At 47.2% G+C, this 290-nt stretch carries 1 protein-coding gene; it reads left to right on the forward strand.

Going from position 1 to position 290, the window contains the following annotated elements:
- Positions 1–290: gamma-glutamyltransferase (locus tag FTW16_RS01430; RefSeq protein ID WP_186728000.1), on the forward strand; the 290-nt coding region annotated here is incomplete at both ends.

Consider the following 290-nt stretch of genomic DNA (forward strand, 5'->3'; position numbering starts at 1 on the left):
GGTTAGTGAATACTGACTATTTACAGGAACGAGACCAGTTAATTACTGCAGGTAAGGCATTAGACAGTGCGCCATCAGGCACCCCGCCGTGGGATCACGCAATGCTGCAAAGCCAAGACGTTTCGATTGAATTGCCGTCCACCAGCCACTTCAATATTGTTGATAGCGATGGCAATGTCGTGTCGATGACCACCACTATTGAGAATGCCTTTGGTTCACGCTTGATGGTAAGAGGCTTCCTACTCAATAACGAACTAACAGACTTCTCATTCAAGACACACAACGATGGC

Origin of the sequence: Vibrio sp. T20 (genome assembly GCF_007858795.1) — a bacterium.
Classification (GTDB): Bacteria; Pseudomonadota; Gammaproteobacteria; order Enterobacterales; family Vibrionaceae; genus Vibrio; species Vibrio satsumensis.